Here is a 13,421-nt window from a genome sequence, read left to right as displayed (position 1 = left end):
CATTGAGAGAGGTGAATTGCAGTGAAGTTCCGTCAACAGGACCGATTGCCGGTGTCTGAGAAATGACGTCAAAAAGCGGGTGGAAGGGAGGGCAAGCCCTCCCTTCGTGGTGTCAGACCGCTGCAGGACGCAGGGAATAGGTCTTCAATTGGTGGGCAAAATCGCGCAGCGACTGGATGCCGCTGGCCTCGGCTTCATGCACCCATTCCTTGATGGCTGCCAGCATGTCGTGGCCATTGGAACTGGTCTTGAGCCAGATCTGTTGCAGCGCCAGGCGTTTTTCATAGATCACTTTCAGGGCCTGGCTGTGCTCCAGCATGCTCTGGATGCGCAGGTGGTGACGGTCATCCAGCAGGCTGGTTTCCCGCGACAGCAAACGCTTGGCGCGATGGAATTGGTGGCGTACCGAGTGATCGACCTTTTCCAGTTCCTGCTTGACCAACGGGCCTATCACCAGCTTGCGGTACTGGGCCATGATCTGGAACCGGTTGTTGAGGATCGCCATGGCGGTGTCCATGTCCAGGTGGCCCTTGCCTTCCACGCGGTGGGCGATCGGTGCGGTGCGCTGCACCTTGGCCAGGCGCAGGAAGCTGAACACCTTGATCCATGCCCAGCCAAGGTCGAATTCCCACTTCTTCACCGACAATTTGGCGGAGTTGGGGTAGGTGTGGTGGTTGTTGTGCAGCTCTTCGCCGCCGACGATGATGCCCCATGGCACCAGGTTGGTGGCCGCATCGCGGCATTCGAAGTTGCGGTAGCCGATGGCATGGCCCAGGCCGTTGATCACGCCGGCGGCCCAGAATGGAATCCACATCATCTGGATCGCCCAGATGGTGATGCCGATGGTGCCGAACAGCAGCAGGTCGATTACACCCATGATCGCCACGCCCAGCAGCGGATAAGGGGTGTATATTTTGCGCTCGATCCAGTCGTCCGGGCAGTTCTTGCCGTAGATGCGCAGGGTCTCCGGGTTCTCTGCTTCGGCGCGGTAGAGTTCGGCGCCCTTGCGTAACACGGTGGAAAGGCCTTTGATGACCGGGCTGTGCGGGTCGTCGACGGTTTCGCATTTGGCGTGGTGCTTGCGGTGGATGGCGGTCCACTCGCGAGTGTTCTGTGCCGTGGTCAGCCACAGCCAGAAGCGGAAGAAGTGTTTCAGTCCGGCATTGAGCTCCAGGGAGCGATGGGCTGAATAGCGGTGCAGATAGACGGTGACCGCAACGATGGTCACGTGGGTCATCAACAGAGTGACTGCCACCAGTTGCCAGGCTGACAAGTCAAGAAAACCGTTGTACCACATAGGCTGTATGGCCCTCAGATAAAGAAAAGAACAGCTCACGCATTATCACTAAGCCTACAAAGAAAACCAGCCGGCCTTTCAGATAGGAGTGACCGGATGTTTCTTATTCTATAATCCGCAGCCTTCGTAGGGCATTTCTGTTTTTTAGGTAAGGATTAATGACCATATGCTGTTTTCATACCGAAGTGCCCTGCGTACGGGTCTGGTATACCTGCTGATTTCAGTTGTGTGGCTTCAGCTCAGCAACCAATTACTGATCAGCTTTTTCGATGAACCGAGCGAGCTGGGACACTGGCTGCAGGTGCGCGGGTATGTCTGGGTGACCCTCAGCGCGCTGGTCATTTACTTCATGGGCGCTCGTTTTGCCCGTGCCAGCGAGTTACAGCAGCCCCTCAAGGAAAACCGTGAGCGTTTGCGCCAGGCAGCCGCGGTCTTCGATTGCACGCGTGAAGGCGTGCTGGTCACCGATGCCAGGGGGCTGATCGTGCATGTCAATCGGGCTTTTATAGAGATCACCGGTTACCAGCGCGAAGATGTCTTGGGGCGGTTGCCCAGCCTGTTCAAGTCCGGTCGACACTCCGCGCTTTTCTACCAGCAGATGTTCCAGAGCCTGCAACGCACCGGCGAATGGAGCGGTGAAATCTGGAACCGGCGTAAAAGCGGCGAAATTTACCCGCAGTGGCAAACCATCCGTGTGATTTACGATGACCAGGACCATCTGAGCCACTACGTCGCCGTATTTTCCGATATCAGCGCCATCAAAGAGTCTGAGCACGAGTTGGCCCATCTGGCCCATCACGACCCCCTGACCGACCTGCCCAACCGCCTGCTGTTCACCGACCGCGCCAAGCAGGCATTGGCCTTGGCGCAAACTCAAAAGCGCGGCTGTGCCCTGCTGTTGCTGGACCTGGACCACTTCAAGATCATCAACGACAGCCTTGGCCATAACGTCGGCGACCAGTTGCTCAAGCTGGCGGGCGAACGGCTCCAGGCGTTGCTGGGCCCCAGTGTGACCCTGGCGCGCCTTGGAGGCGACGAATTCGCGGTACTCGCGGAAAGTTGTACGCAGGTGGTGCAGGCGGCGGCGTTGGCGCAGCGCATCCTCGCGGCACTGCAGCAGCCGTTCAACTTTGATGGTCACCAATTGTTTGTCAGCGCCAGCATTGGCATCAGCCTGTTTCCCAATGACGCACTGAGCGCCGAGCAACTGCTGCGTAATGCCGACTCCGCGCTGTTCAAGGCTAAGAGCGCCGGTCGCGAAGGCTACGCCTTATACACCGAGGAACTGACCGCCCACGCCCAGAACCGCGTGGAAATCGCCGGCGAGTTGCGTCGCGCGCTCCAGCAGGAGGAGCTGCGCGTTTACTACCAGCCGGTGCACGATTTGCACGACGGCCGCCTGGTCGGCGTCGAAGCGCTGGTGCGCTGGCAACACCCGGAGCGCGGTCTGGTACCGCCGGGCGAGTTTATCCCCATCGCTGAACGCACGGGATTGATCGCCGATATCGATGGGTGGGTGATGAACCAGGCTTGCCGACAGATGTGTCAGTGGCTGGCCGACGGCGTCCCCGTGCGCTTTGTCGCCGTGAACGTATCCAGCCGCCTGTTTGCCCGGCGCGAACTCTATGAGCAAGTGGCCAAGGTGCTGCACGATACCGGCCTGGACCCGACGTTTCTGGAGCTGGAAGTCACCGAAAGCGCGGTGATGGATGACCCCGAAGTGGCGTTGGAACAACTGCACCGCCTGCGCGAACTGGGTTTGCGCCTGGCCATCGACGACTTTGGCACCGGCTATTCCTCCCTGTTGCGCCTCAAGCGCCTGCCGGTCCAGAAACTCAAGATCGACCAGGGCTTCGTCGCCGGCCTGCCATGGGACGAAGACGACGCCGCCATCGTGCGCGTGGTGATCGCGCTGGCCAAAAGCATGGGCATGCAGGTGCAGGCCGAAGGCATCGAGCAGGTCGAGCAGGCGCAATTCCTGTTGGACCTGGCGTGCGATATGGGCCAGGGATACTGGTTCGGGCGACCGATGCCGGCCATTGACATCGATTGGACCAACGTCCCTATCATTCGCCAGAGCCTGTAGCGAGGGAGCAAGTTCCCTCGCCACAGGGGCCGTGATTATTTTCAGGGTCGAAAGTGCTGCAACCCCTCGCCCCCACAGAAAATTCTTTCTGGTTATATAAACATTCTTAAATAGTATTTTTAAGAATATCCGCGCTTATCTACTATCGCCCTCACGCCGCAAGCAGTGCCGCCACTGCGAGGCACTATTCATTTCAGGAGCGAGACTATGAGCGCATCTCTACGTAGCGTTGACGGCCAGGACGAAGCAGCGATTTTGCGTGAGATCCAGAGTGCATTGCGCGATCTGCGGTTTGGCGCGGTGGAAATCACTGTTCACAACGCCCAAGTGGTACAGATCGAACGCAAGGAAAAATTCCGTTTGCAGAACCCGGGTAACAAACCGGCCTGAGCAGGAACGGCGATAGACCCATCACTATAAGAAATGCCCCTGTAGGAGCGAGCTTGCTCGCGAAAGACGTCAACGATGACGCTGCGCATCAGGTGCAACGCGTTGCCTTCCAGCTTTTCGCGAGCAAGCTCGCTCCTACAGTCGTCAGTCAACACCCCAAGAATTTCAGGAGCCTTCTATGTCGTCGATTCGCCGCTATGCCCTGGCCGCACTGGCCAGTGCCGTGTTTGCAGGTTCCGCCGTTGCCAAGGACTACGAGTTGCTCAATGTCTCGTACGACCCAACCCGTGAGCTGTACCAGGACTACAACGCTGAGTTCGCCAACTTCTGGAAACAGTCCCACCCTGGCGACACCGTCAAGATCCAGCAATCCCACGGTGGTTCGGGCAAGCAAGGCCGGGCGGTGATCGACGGCTTGCGTGCCGACGTGGTCACCCTGGCCCTGGCCGGCGACATCGACGAAATCGCCAAGTTGGGCAAGACCCTGCCGGAAAACTGGCAAACCCGCCTGCCGGACGCCAGCACGCCGTACACCTCGACCATCGTGTTCCTGGTGCGCAAGGGCAACCCGAAAGGCATCAAGGACTGGGGTGACCTGATCAAGAAAGACGTGTCGGTGATCACGCCTAATCCGAAAACCTCCGGCGGTGCGCGCTGGAACTTCCTCGCCGCCTGGGCCTATGGCCTCAAAACCGGTGGCAGCGAAGCCAAGGCCCAGGAATACGTCAAGGCGCTGTTCAAGCACGTGCCGGTCCTCGACACCGGGGCGCGCGGTTCGACCATTACCTTTGTCAACAACGGTCAGGGCGACGTGTTGCTGGCCTGGGAAAACGAGGCGTTCCTGGCCTTGAAAGAAGATGGCGGCGCCGACAAGTTCGACATCGTTGTGCCGTCCCTGTCGATCCTCGCCGAGCCACCGGTGGCCGTGGTCGACAAGAACGCCGAGAAAAAGGGCAACACCGAGATCGCCACTGAATACCTCAAACACCTGTACAGCCCGGCTGGCCAGGAGATTGCGGCGAAGAACTTCTACCGCCCACGCGATGAGAAAATCGCCGCCAAATACGCCCAGCAGTTCCCGAAACTGGACCTGGTGACTATCGACAAAGACTTCGGCGGCTGGAAAACTGCCCAGCCGAAATTCTTTAACGACGGTGGCGTGTTCGACCAGATCTACTCGGCGCAATAACCAACACCGCCCTCTGTAGGAGCGAGCTTGCTCGCGAAGAAGGTCCAGGCACCGCGTGCCCCCAGAATGTGCGCGTTATCGTTGACGTTTTTCGCGGGCAAGCCCGCTCCTACAGGGTTTTGTGTGTCAGACCCGTTAACCAAGGACTCTTATGTCGCGTCGTATTTCCCCCGTCATACCCGGCTTCGGGCTGACGCTGGGCTACACCGTGGTGTACCTCAGCCTGATCGTACTCATCCCCCTCGCGGCGATGTTTGTACACGCCGCCCAACTTACCTGGGATCAGTTCTGGAACATCGTCACCGCACCGCGTGTGCTCGCGGCATTGAAACTGAGCTTCAGCACTGCGCTGTACGCGGCGCTGATCAACGGTGTGATCGGCACGCTGCTGGCCTGGGTGCTGGTGCGCTACACCTTCCCCGGCCGCAAGATCATCGATGCGATGATCGACCTGCCGTTCGCCCTGCCCACGGCCGTGGCCGGTATCGCACTGACCGCGTTGTACACGCCGACCGGCCTGGTCGGTCAGTTCGCCGCCGACCTGGGCTTCAAGATCGCCTACAGCCCCTTGGGCATCACCCTGGCACTGACCTTCGTCACGCTGCCGTTTGTGGTGCGCACGGTGCAGCCGGTGCTCTCCGACATCCCCCGGGAAGTCGAAGAAGCCGCCGCCTGCCTGGGCGCCAAGCCGTTGCAGGTGTTCCGCTACATCCTCGTGCCCGCCTTGCTGCCTGCCTGGCTGACCGGTTTCGCCCTGGCGTTTGCCCGTGGCGTCGGTGAGTACGGTTCGGTGATTTTCATCGCCGGCAACATGCCGATGAAAACCGAGATCCTGCCGCTGCTGATCATGGTCAAGCTCGACCAATACGACTACCGCGGCGCCACGGCCATCGGCGTGCTGATGCTGGTGGTTTCCTTTGTCCTGCTGCTGCTGATCAACCTGCTGCAGCGGCGCATCGAACGTCCATAAGGAGGCGCGGAACATGTCCCAATCGTCTATTTCCGCCGCGTCCTCGGCCAACGCTGCCCGTCGTGGCAGCGCGGTGTCGCGACGTATCCTGATCGGCCTGGGTTGGCTGGTGTTTTTCCTGTTCCTGCTGCTGCCGCTGTTTATCGTGGTGTCCCAGGGCCTGAAGAATGGCCTCGGCGCGTTCTTCACCGCGATCCTTGAACCGGACGCGCTGTCGGCGCTGAAACTCACGGTGATCGCCGTGCTGATTTCGGTGCCGCTCAACGTAGTGTTCGGCGTCAGCGCCGCCTGGTGCGTGAGCAAGTATTCGTTCCGTGGCAAAAGCATCCTGGTGACGCTGATCGACCTGCCGTTCTCGGTGTCGCCGGTGATCGCGGGCCTGGTCTATGTGCTGATGTTCGGCGCCCAGGGCTTGTTTGGCCCGTGGCTGCAGGAGCATGACATCCAGATCGTGTTTGCCTTGCCCGGCATTGTGTTGGCGACCATCTTCGTCACCGTGCCCTTCGTGGCCCGCGAACTGATCCCGCTGATGCAGGAGCAGGGCACCCAGGAAGAAGAGGCCGCGCGCCTGCTCGGCGCCAATGGCTGGCAGATGTTCTGGCATGTCACCGTGCCGAACATCAAGTGGGGCCTGATCTATGGCGTGGTGCTGTGTACTGCGCGGGCCATGGGTGAGTTCGGCGCGGTGTCGGTGGTGTCCGGCCACATCCGCGGCGTGACCAACACCCTGCCGCTGCACGTCGAGATTCTCTACAACGAATACAACCACGTTGCCGCGTTCGCGGTGGCCAGCCTGTTGCTGATCCTGGCGCTCTTCATCCTGCTGCTCAAGCAGTGGAGCGAGAACCGTATCAACCGCCTGCGCAAAAGCGCCGGTGAGGAATAAGTCATGTCGATCGAAGTCCGTAATGTCAGCAAGAACTTCAACGCCTTCAAGGCCCTGAACAGCATCAATCTGGACATCCAGAGTGGCGAGTTGGTGGCGTTGCTTGGGCCCTCCGGCTGCGGCAAGACCACCTTGCTGCGCATCATCGCCGGTCTTGAAACCCCGGATACCGGCAGCATCGTGTTCCACGGCGAAGACGTGTCCGGCCACGATGTGCGTGATCGCAACGTCGGTTTTGTGTTCCAGCATTACGCGTTGTTCCGCCACATGACCGTGTTCGACAACGTCGCCTTCGGCCTGCGCATGAAGCCGAAAAACCAGCGCCCGAACGAAAGCCAGATCGCGGCCAAAGTCCATGAGCTGTTGAACATGGTCCAACTGGACTGGCTGTCCGACCGCTACCCGGAACAACTCTCCGGCGGCCAGCGCCAACGCATCGCCCTGGCCCGTGCCCTGGCGGTGGAGCCCAAAGTGCTGCTGCTCGACGAACCCTTCGGCGCCCTCGATGCCAAGGTGCGTAAAGAGCTGCGCCGCTGGCTGGCGCGCCTGCACGAAGACATCAACCTGACCTCGGTGTTCGTGACCCACGACCAGGAAGAGGCCATGGAAGTCGCCGACCGTATCGTGGTGATGAACAAGGGCGTTATCGAGCAGATCGGCTCACCGGGCGACGTCTACGAAAACCCGGCCAGCGATTTCGTCTACCACTTCCTCGGCGACTCCAACCGCCTGCACTTGGGGGATGACAACCACGTGCTGTTCCGTCCCCACGAAGTGTCGCTGTCGCGCCATGAACTGGAAGACCACCATGCGGCCGAAGTGCGCGATATCCGCCCGCTGGGCGCCACCACGCGGGTGACGTTGAAGGTCGAAGGCCAGAGCGAGCTGATCGAAGCCGAAGTGGTGAAAGACCACGACAGCCTGATCGGCCTGGTGCGGGGCGAGACCCTGTTCTTCAAACCCAAGGTCTGGCAAAAAGCCTAACCCCCCTGTAGGAGCGGGCTTGCTCGCAAAGAGCGTCAACGATAACGCGGGCATTCTGGGTTAACGCGGTGTTCTTGCGTTTTTCGCGAGCAAGCTCGCTCCTACAAGGGTTTATGCCGTGACGTTTTTCTTGCGGCTACGCACCGGCCCCGACCGCGCTTCGATCTGCTGCTTGAGGTCCTGCCGCAACCCCAGCAGAAACGCCAGTTCCGCCACCACAAACAACGGCCCGACGATCAGCCCCGAGATGTCATCCACAAACGCGGGTTTCTTGCCTTCGTAGTAGTGGCCGACAAACTGAATCACCCAGCCCACCACAAACATGCCAATGCCGCTGCCGAGCCACAGCGACGTACTTTGCGCCGCCAATGCATGCCCGGCCCACACCGACAGGCCCATCAGCACTGTCATCAGCACACCCAGTGCCCATTCCAGGCGCAGGTAAAACCACGCCGATAACAGCGCGACCAGCAGCGCCGGGGAAATCCACAGCCCGCCCACTACCCAGGCGGGGCGTGACAGCAGCACGGCCACGGCCACCACGATCAACGGGATGCCAATAAAGTGGCTGGCGATGTTACGCGGGTCGCGGTGGTAGGCGGCGTATTGACTGAGGTGGTCGACGAGGCTTTTCATTGTTGTTCCTCCTGTAGGATGTTTGATCATGCCCTGTCAGCCCGTGCCTAACTGTCAGCTGGGCGACAATCTTTGGAGTGCTCATGAACCCAGCGCAATGGCACGCCCGGCTGGCCACCGGCCACTGGTTCCGTCACCTGCCCGCACCGTTTCAGCATAGCCTGCTGGCCCATGCCCGACTGCGCCCGCTCGCGGCGGGGCAATACCTGTTCAAGCGCGGCGATCCACCCTGTGGCTTGTACGCGGTGCTCGACGGCACGCTGCGGGTCAGCGCGGTGAATGAACAGGGCAAGGAGGCCGTGCTGAGTTTGGTGGAGTGGCCGTACTGGTTCGGCGAAATCTGCCTGTTCGACGGCTTGCCCCGCACCCACGACGCCTGCGCGGTCGGGCCGTGCACGCTGTTGCAGGTGCCGCAGCAGGCGCTGTTGAACCTCCTCGATGAAACCCCGCGATACTGGCGCGACTTGGCGTTGTTGATGAGCCACAAGCTGCGCCTGAGTTTTATCGGGCTTGAACAGCTCAGCCTGATGCCGGCTTCGGCGCGCCTTGCCCACCGTTTGCTGATGATGGTCGAGGGCTACGGCGATACCGAGCATTCCAAGCGCGTGTTGCAACTGCCCCAGGAAGACCTGGCGGCGATGTTGGGCCTGTCGCGCCAGACCACCAACGGGTTGCTCAAGGACCTGCAGGCCCAGGGCATCGTGCGCCTGGGCTATGGCGAGATCGAAATCCTCGATGCCCAGCGGTTGCGGCAGGCGGCGCAGACCTGAAGGGGCTAGACTGCCGGCTTGATCAATCGAGGTGTGTTATGCGCGTGCTGTTAGTGGAACATGAATCCGAAGAGGCACTGCGGATGGCTCAGGGCTTGAACGAGGCCGGCTACAGTGTGGAAGTCGCCGCCAATGGCATGGCGGCGCAGCGGTTTGTCGAAAGCGCCAAGTACGACCTGGTGATCCTCGACGTGATGCTGCCCGGCCTGCATGCCTGGACGTTGCAGCAGTCGATCCGGCAGCAGGGGAACACGCCGGTGTTGTTCCTGACCACGCCGGGCGGGATTGAGGATCGTCTGCGCGGGTTGGAGTTGCATGAGGATGATTATTTGCTCAAACCGTTCGAGGCCAAGACCTTGGTGGCGCGAGCCAGGAAATTATTGCGCCGCGATCGTGGGCGCTGATTGATCCGGGGTGTGCTCGGCGTCGGCAAAACACCCCCTACCGCAAGCCCTCGCGAAACTGCCCAGGTGTCATTCCGGTCCAGCGCTTGAACGCCCGGTTGAAGCTGCTGGTGTCGGCAAACCCAAGCAGATGACTGACCTCGGCCAATGAGCACTGCGGGTCGCGCAGGTGCTGCAACGCCAGGTTCTGTCGACAGTCGTTGAGTAGCGCATCGAAGCGACAGCCCTCATCGGCCAGGTGCCGCTGCAAGCTGCGCACACTCAAGTGCAACGCCTGGGCTATCCGTTCGGCGCTCGGCTCGCCGTCGGGCAATTGCGCCTCGATGGCCGCGCGGACCTTACGTTCCCAGGTCAGCGGTTGCAGTTGGGCGAGGGTGCGCTTGAGCACGGTTTCGTTGTGTTCGGCCAGTTCCGGGTTGGCGTCGTCCAGGTGGCTGTCGAAGTCGCGGGCGGCGAATTCCAGGCGGTCTTCCTCGGCCCCGAAAAACAGCGGCGCGCGAAACACTGTGTGCCAAGGCGTGGGGTCCACGGGTTCGGGGCGTCGCAGGTAAACGGCCAGCGGCGCGTAATCGCGGCCCAGGCGATTGCGGCAGGTGCGCACGTAGATCGCCGCGAAGGCATCGATGGCCTCCAGCGCCGGCGCTGGGCTGCCCGGCGGTTGCAGCAGGCGAAAGCGGTAACGTTCGCCCTCGCGGCTCAGCTCCAGCTTCAGGGCATCGCTGACCACCGGGTGATAACGCACGATGCGTTCGAATACTTCGCGCAGACTGCCGCTGGCCACCAGCGCATAACCCAGCGCATGAAAGGTCGTGGGGCTGACAAACCGTGACACCCGCAAGCCGATGGCCGGATCGCCGCTGACCTGCACCGCCAATGCCCACAGGCGTGATGTGGCCGACAGCGGATAGCGCGCATTCGGATCGTCCATCAATTGCGGGTCGAGCCCGGCCTGCTTGCACAGCGCCGCGCTGTCGAGGCCCAGGGCGTCGAGCTGTTTGCGCAGGGCGCGGGTCCAGCTGGCGAGTGAAGTGGGTTCGTTCATGGCGATTGGCGCTTGCGGTCAACAGGTTGGCGTGTGGGGCTTGCATCCTGCGCGCCGGCTTGGGGCAGGATGCAGGCATCGATAAACAAGAGGATGGAAGCATGGACGGTACTTCTGCAAGTCCCCAACAGATGAACGCGCAACAGCGCGCGGCGCATATCCGCGACGTGGTGCTGGCCGAAGGCGCACGATTGCGCCGGCAGCATTCCTGGCTGCGGCATCAGGACGCCCTGGGCGCGGGCATCCTGGTCGTTGCGCTGGTGGGCATGATCGGCTCGGCGACGCTCTACATCAGCGGGTCTATGGCGTGGTGGGCGTGCCTGCTGCTCAATGCCTTCCTCGCCTCACTGACCCACGAGTTGGAACACGACCTGATCCACAGCATGTACTTCCGTAAGCAGCGCCTGCCCCACAACCTGATGATGGGCCTGGTGTGGCTGGCGCGGCCGAGCACCATCAACCCATGGATTCGCCGGCACCTGCACCTCAACCATCACAAGGTTTCCGGCACCGAAGCCGACATGGAGGAGCGGGCGATCACCAACGGGGAACCCTGGGGGCTGGCGCGCCTGCTGATGGTCGGCGATAACGTCATGTCGGCGTTTATCCGCCTGCTGCGGGCCAGGACATGGAAGCACAAACTCGCCATCCTCAAACGCTCGCTGCTGGTCTACGCACCGCTGGCGCTGCTGCACTGGGGCGCGTGGTACCTGTTCCTGGGCTTCCACGCCGCCAATGGCATCGCCAGCCTGATGGGCACGCCGATCGCCTGGTCCGCCGGCACCTTGCAGACGATGCAGGTGATCGACATCGCCGCCGTGGTGATCATCGGCCCCAACGTGCTGCGCACCTTTTGCCTGCACTTCGTCAGCTCCAACATGCACTACTACGGCGATGTCGAACCGGGCAACGTGATCCAGCAGACCCAGGTGTTGAACCCGTGGTGGCTATGGCCGTTGCAGGCATTCTGCTTCAACTTCGGCAGCACCCACGGCATTCACCATTTCGTGGTGAAGGAGCCGTTTTACATCCGCCAGATGACGGCCGGGGTGGCGCACAGGGTGATGGCGCAGATGGGGGTCAGGTTCAATGACTTCGGGACGTTTGCGCGGGCCAATCGCTTCGAGCGCCACGAGCACGCGCAAAACCGGTTCAATCGGGCTGAAACGGCGACGCGCTGAGTATCACACCGGTTTCATCCACGTACTGCTGCCAGTGGCCTATCAGCGTCGCCAATTTGTCTGGATGACTTGAGGCCAGGTCATGGATTTCGCCGGGGTCCTGGCCAAGGTCATATAGCTGCCAGGTCGCCGGGCCTACGGGGCCAGGGATATACACGGCTTTCCACTGGCCCTGGCGGATGGCCCGGCGGCCGAATAGCTCCCAGCCGGTGACGGTGTTCTCATCGTGGACGCGGGCCGTTTCCCCGGACAGGAAACCCAGCCATGACTTGCCACGTAACGGCGCTACCGGCTTGCCACGCCACTGTTTGCCCGGATGGCATACACCGGCCAGGTCGAGAATAGTCGGCGTGATATCCATCACTGTGCCAAACCCGTGGCTGATCCGACCCTTGAGTGACAGTTGGGGGTAGTGCACCAGTGCGGGCACACGAATCCCGCCCTCGGTGGTAAACGCTTTGAACAGCCGCGACGGCGCGGTCGCCACTTGGGCCCATGACGGGCCGTACCAGACGTAAGAGTTAGCGCGCCCGATGTTGTCCAGGCTGTTGTCGTAATGCTGGTTGAGGTAGGTCAGCAGTTGCGGCCCGAACTTGGGAAAGGCTTCCAGCAGCGCACCTTCGGCACCGTTATCGGACATGAACACAATGAAGGTGTTATCCAGTTGTCCCTGCCTGCGCAGGTACTCCACCACCCGGCCGATGTTCCAGTCCATGCGCTCGACCATCGCGGCATACACCTCCATCGCCCGCGCCGACACCTGACGCTGTTCGTTGCTCAACGCCGCCCATTGAGTGTTCAGCTCGATCAGGGGATGGGGTTCGACATCGGCGTCGATCAATCCCAGGGCCTTGAGTTTGGCCAGGCGTTCCAGGCGCAAGGCTTCGGGGCCGGCGTCGTAGCGGCCGCGGTATTTGGCGACGATGTCGGCGGGCGCCTGCAACGGCCAGTGCGGGGCGGAAAACGGCAGGTAGGCGAAGAACGGCCGTGTCTGGTCGCGTTCCTTGAGGTACTGCAGCAGCTTGTCGCCGAAGACGTCGGAGGAATAGAAATCCTTGGGCAATTGTTCGACGAAGGTGTCGTCCTCGATGTACAGCGCCGGGGTGGATTTGAGCAGGCCTGGGGTGGTGTCGTCGTAGGTCGGCTCGAAACCATAGTGGTTGGCCGCTCCCGGCAATAGCGAAAATGAGCGCTCAAACCCGCGCGCATGGGGCGCCAGTTCGGCGGTCAGGCCCAGGTGCCATTTACCGCTCATCAGGGTCTGGTAGCCGGCTTCGCGCAGCAGTTCCGGCAGGGCCACGACCTTGTCATTCAAGTAGCCTTCGTAACCGGGTTTGCCGATCAGCTCCGGCGTCAGTGCCTCGGCCATGGTGCCGATACCGGCAATATGGTGGTCGGTGCCGGTGAGCAGCATCGAGCGGGTCGGCGAGCAGGTGGGCGCGGTGTGGAAGTCGGTCAGGCGCAGGCCGTTCAGTGCCAGCGCGTCCAGATGCGGTGTGGAAATTTCCCCGCCAAAGGCACCCAGGTCGGAGAAACCCATGTCATCGGCCAGGATCACTAGAAAATTGGGGCGTTGCGGCATCGGT

General features: G+C 61.4%; 13 protein-coding genes. 9 read left to right on the top strand and 4 right to left on the bottom strand.

Annotation, left to right across the window (positions count from 1 at the left end; genetic code table 11):
• Positions 1–112: 112 nt before the first annotated feature.
• Positions 113–1,297, bottom strand: coding sequence for a delta-9 fatty acid desaturase DesA (gene desA, locus BLR63_RS21805; protein ID WP_010565385.1), 1,185 nt, complete (start codon positions 1,295–1,297; stop codon positions 113–115).
• A gap of 166 nt (positions 1,298–1,463) precedes the next feature.
• On the opposite strand from desA, the gene dibA reads away from it, so the two are divergent.
• The 6 genes from dibA to BLR63_RS21775 all read left to right on the top strand — a co-directional run bounded on the left by dibA (position 1,464) and on the right by BLR63_RS21775 (position 7,802).
• Positions 1,464–3,383 (top strand): phosphodiesterase DibA, encoded by a 1,920-nt coding sequence (dibA, locus tag BLR63_RS21800; RefSeq protein WP_010565386.1) that lies wholly within the window; start codon positions 1,464–1,466, stop codon positions 3,381–3,383.
• 207 nt (positions 3,384–3,590) lie between these two features.
• On the top strand, positions 3,591–3,773 hold the full coding sequence (gene oscA / locus BLR63_RS21795; RefSeq protein ID WP_010565387.1) for a sulfur starvation response protein OscA: 183 nt from the start codon (positions 3,591–3,593) through the stop codon (positions 3,771–3,773).
• Between the two features lie 178 nt (positions 3,774–3,951).
• A complete protein-coding gene (locus BLR63_RS21790) occupies positions 3,952–4,962 on the top strand; it encodes a sulfate ABC transporter substrate-binding protein (RefSeq protein ID WP_010565388.1) in 1,011 nt (336 codons plus the stop codon).
• A 151-nt stretch (positions 4,963–5,113) separates the two neighbouring features.
• Positions 5,114–5,932: a sulfate ABC transporter permease subunit CysT gene (gene cysT, locus BLR63_RS21785; RefSeq protein ID WP_010565389.1), complete on the top strand. Its 819-nt coding sequence runs from the start codon at positions 5,114–5,116 to the stop codon at positions 5,930–5,932.
• Between the two features lie 13 nt (positions 5,933–5,945).
• Positions 5,946–6,818, top strand: coding sequence for a sulfate ABC transporter permease subunit CysW (gene cysW / locus BLR63_RS21780; protein ID WP_010565390.1), 873 nt, complete (start codon positions 5,946–5,948; stop codon positions 6,816–6,818).
• A 3-nt stretch (positions 6,819–6,821) separates the two neighbouring features.
• Positions 6,822–7,802, top strand: coding sequence for a sulfate/molybdate ABC transporter ATP-binding protein (locus tag BLR63_RS21775; protein WP_010565391.1), 981 nt, complete (start codon positions 6,822–6,824; stop codon positions 7,800–7,802).
• Positions 7,803–7,913: 111 nt separating this feature from the next.
• Here the strand turns inward: BLR63_RS21775 and BLR63_RS21770 are convergent, their stop codons facing one another.
• Positions 7,914–8,438 (bottom strand): Mpo1 family 2-hydroxy fatty acid dioxygenase, encoded by a 525-nt coding sequence (locus BLR63_RS21770; protein WP_010565392.1) that lies wholly within the window; start codon positions 8,436–8,438, stop codon positions 7,914–7,916.
• Positions 8,439–8,521: 83 nt separating this feature from the next.
• On the opposite strand from BLR63_RS21770, the gene BLR63_RS21765 reads away from it, so the two are divergent.
• Both BLR63_RS21765 and BLR63_RS21760 read left to right on the top strand, forming a co-directional pair.
• Positions 8,522–9,208, top strand: coding sequence for a Crp/Fnr family transcriptional regulator (locus tag BLR63_RS21765; RefSeq protein WP_010565393.1), 687 nt, complete (start codon positions 8,522–8,524; stop codon positions 9,206–9,208).
• 38 nt (positions 9,209–9,246) lie between these two features.
• On the top strand, positions 9,247–9,612 hold the full coding sequence (locus tag BLR63_RS21760; protein WP_010565394.1) for a response regulator: 366 nt from the start codon (positions 9,247–9,249) through the stop codon (positions 9,610–9,612).
• Positions 9,613–9,649: 37 nt separating this feature from the next.
• Here the strand turns inward: BLR63_RS21760 and BLR63_RS21755 are convergent, their stop codons facing one another.
• Positions 9,650–10,654 carry an AraC family transcriptional regulator gene (locus BLR63_RS21755; protein ID WP_010565395.1) on the bottom strand — a complete coding sequence of 335 codons (1,005 nt, stop codon included), beginning with the start codon at positions 10,652–10,654 and terminating at the stop codon, positions 9,650–9,652.
• Between the two features lie 101 nt (positions 10,655–10,755).
• Between BLR63_RS21755 and BLR63_RS21750 the strand changes: the two genes are divergently transcribed.
• Complete coding sequence (locus BLR63_RS21750; RefSeq protein ID WP_042946909.1) at positions 10,756–11,835, top strand: fatty acid desaturase; 1,080 nt, start codon at positions 10,756–10,758, stop codon at positions 11,833–11,835.
• On the opposite strand, the gene BLR63_RS21745 is transcribed toward BLR63_RS21750, so the two are convergent.
• Positions 11,807–13,417, bottom strand: a complete 1,611-nt coding sequence (locus BLR63_RS21745; protein WP_010565397.1) for an arylsulfatase — start codon at positions 13,415–13,417, stop codon at positions 11,807–11,809. The two genes, BLR63_RS21750 and BLR63_RS21745, sit on opposite strands and share 29 nt — an antisense overlap.
• Between the last annotated feature and the right edge of the window lie 4 nt (positions 13,418–13,421).

The organism is Pseudomonas extremaustralis (genome assembly GCF_900102035.1).
Lineage (GTDB): Bacteria > Pseudomonadota > Gammaproteobacteria > Pseudomonadales > Pseudomonadaceae > Aquipseudomonas > Aquipseudomonas extremaustralis.
This window is presented reverse-complemented; position numbering and strand designations above follow the sequence as displayed.